Origin of the sequence: Streptosporangium sp. NPDC023825 (assembly GCF_040639575.1) — a bacterium.
Taxonomy (GTDB): Bacteria; Actinomycetota; Actinomycetes; order Streptosporangiales; family Streptosporangiaceae; genus Streptosporangium.
The window spans coordinates 1-2,320 of sequence record NZ_JBFAAE010000145.1 but is presented as its reverse complement, the minus strand read 5'-3'; the positions used below and the strand labels follow the sequence as shown (position 1 = coordinate 2,320).

2 protein-coding genes and 2 pseudogenes are annotated in these 2,320 nt (G+C 69.2%); 2 read left to right on the top strand and 2 right to left on the bottom strand.

Annotated features, from left to right (window positions below; all coding sequences use genetic code 11):
- Nucleotides 1-271: 271 nt before the first annotated feature.
- Nucleotides 272-484, top strand: a pseudogene (locus AB0G15_RS43405) (transcriptional regulator); the annotation flags it as partial.
- Between the two features lie 60 nt (nt 485-544).
- Here AB0G15_RS43405 and AB0G15_RS43400 read toward each other — a convergent pair.
- A complete protein-coding gene (locus AB0G15_RS43400; protein WP_362851574.1) occupies nt 545-1,081 on the bottom strand; it encodes a flavodoxin domain-containing protein in 537 nt (178 codons plus the stop codon).
- Nucleotides 1,082-1,410: 329 nt separating this feature from the next.
- Here AB0G15_RS43400 and AB0G15_RS43395 point away from each other — a divergent pair, with 329 nt between their 5' ends.
- Nucleotides 1,411-1,932, top strand: a complete 522-nt coding sequence (locus tag AB0G15_RS43395; protein ID WP_362851572.1) for a zinc-binding dehydrogenase — start codon at nt 1,411-1,413, stop codon at nt 1,930-1,932.
- A 139-nt stretch (nt 1,933-2,071) separates the two neighbouring features.
- On the opposite strand, the pseudogene AB0G15_RS43390 reads toward AB0G15_RS43395, so the two are convergent.
- Nucleotides 2,072-2,320: pseudogene (locus AB0G15_RS43390) on the bottom strand (phosphoketolase); the annotation flags it as partial.

The following is a 2,320-nucleotide window of genomic DNA, read 5'->3' as shown; positions in this document are numbered from 1 at the left end:
CCGATCGGGTGATCGTCGGCGTCGATGACGGTGAGCGCGCCGACCTTGAAGCGCCGCATGGCCTCGACCATCTCGGTGAACGTCGCCTCCGGCCGCACCGCGATCGCCGCGCCGCCCATGACTTCCCGGACCTTCATGACGCACCTCCTCACTCCCACGGTCGCAAAGCGGCTCGGAAAGCGTCAGCGGCGAAAGTCCTCTGACCAGAGGGACTTATGGTCTGTTTCGTTCCGGGTGAGCCGGGTCTTCGCCCCGCCCGCGAATTAGAGATATGTCGAAACAAGCGTTGCCGATCGTGGACCTGGCCGGGTCCGGCGAGGCCGGGCAGGCGTGCTGCGCGCCGTTGGTGCGCGAGCCGCTGAACACGGCCGAGGCCGAGGAGCCGGCGCCGCCGTTCAAGGCGATCGCCGATCCGGTGCGGTTGCGCCTGCTGTCGCCGATCGCCTGCCATGAGGGCGGCGAGGTGTGCGTGTGCGACCTGACCGGCGGATCCCCCGTCCCCGGACGACATACACCTCTCGGAGATATGTCACCGGGCCGACTCCTACGTGATCTGGTGAACGCCGGCCTGTCGTGCCGAGGCCAGTGTCACCCCCCACTGACGGGCTCGCCCGGTCTCCCCCTCCAGGAGCGGACCGGGGGTGCCGGAGACGTAGAAGCTCTGCGAGCCGGTCAGGATCGCGAAACCCTGCCCGCGCAGGTTCTTCTCGACGCCGCGCCGGGCCGATCCCGGAATCCAGGGGTTCTTGATCCGCGTGTCGAACGCCGCGGCCGCCACGGCCCGGGACTGGTCGCCGAGGGTGGCGAGCCATTCGCGCAGCCCTCGCCCCTTGGACACCAGTTCGGTGGTGGCCTGCTCGGCCTGCTGAGCGGCCGACTGCCGGGTGCTGGGCCGGCTCATGCCGAAGGCATGGGTGGGTCCGCCGACAACAAGCAGGTCCACGTCACCGGGAACGGACATCGGAGCGTCGCCGACCTCGACCAGGTCCACCTCCATCCGGGTGGACAGACCGTCGGCGACGGCCTCGGCGATCGCCTGGGTGTTGCCGAACATCGATTCGAAGACCACGAGCGCACGCATCGGGATCGTCCCCTTCTCCATTGACACTTCGCGGGAGAGCAGGAGTCGGGGCGACTCCCGCCTCTCACCGGTTACCTTCAGGATTTCGCCCATCGGTTCGCGGGTGAAGAGGCCGACGGCTTCCACGGCGAGGACGAAAGACCCGGCGCGGGGACTCACGGCGAGGACGTCGACGCGCCGTGAGACCTGGGCCCGGCGGCCTCTCGACGGCCTCTCGGCGGCCTCTCGCACGGCCGTGACCGACGACCGTGCCGTCCATGACCTTCGGCTCTGCCTCACCCGGCCACCCCGCGGAAGTCTCGGTGGTGAAAACGAAGGGGAGACAAGTCATGAACATGCGCGCCGCCGTCGCCACCGCGTTCGACAGGCCCCTGGAGATTCGGAAGGTCCCCGTCCCCGAACCCGCGGCCCACCAGGTCCTGGTTCGCATCGAGGCCAGCGGCCTGTGCCACACCGACACCACCGACCAGGTCGCCGCGATCAGGGCACTGGGTGGGGTCGACGTGGCGATCGTGCCGGCCGCCAGCCCCCGCGTTCTGGAGCAGGCCCATGCCTCACTGCGGCGCGATGGCCGCCTGGTGCTGGTCTCCCTCCCCTCTCCCTCCCCCGGGACAACACCCCTCCCCCGGGACAACACGATGAGCCTGCCGATCTTCGAGACCGTCTTGAACGGCATCAGCGTGATCGGCTCCATCGTCGGCACTCGCGCGGACCTGGCGGAGGTCTTCCGGCTGCACGCCGCCGGCCGGACCAAAGTGATCTACGAGACGCGCAAGCTCGACGAGATCAACGTCTCCTTCGACGAGGTCCTCGACAGCGGTATCCTGGCCTGCCTGGTCTTCGAGATGTAATCGCGTCCGCCGAGGGCGGAGCCCGCCGAGCGCCTGGCTCGCACTGGAATGACACCTCCTCTTGGCGAAGGCGGGACTCACACCCCCATCCCGGTGGGGCCAGGGGACGAAGGTGTGACCGGCCGTGGGAGTCTTCGCCTCACCAGGGCCAGGTCCAGTCGCGGATGTCGGCCGGGTCCTCGCCGTGCTCGCGGGTATGCGCGCGGGCCCGCAGCCGGGCGTCGGCCATGTGCTGGCGCAGGTGCGCCGAGCGCTCGGCCAGGCCGGGCACCCGGTCGATGACGTCGATCACCAGATGGAAGCGGTCGATGTCGTTGAGCATGGCCATGTCGAACGGGGTGGTCGTGGTGCCCTCCTCCTTGTAGCCGCGCACGTGGATGTTCTCGTG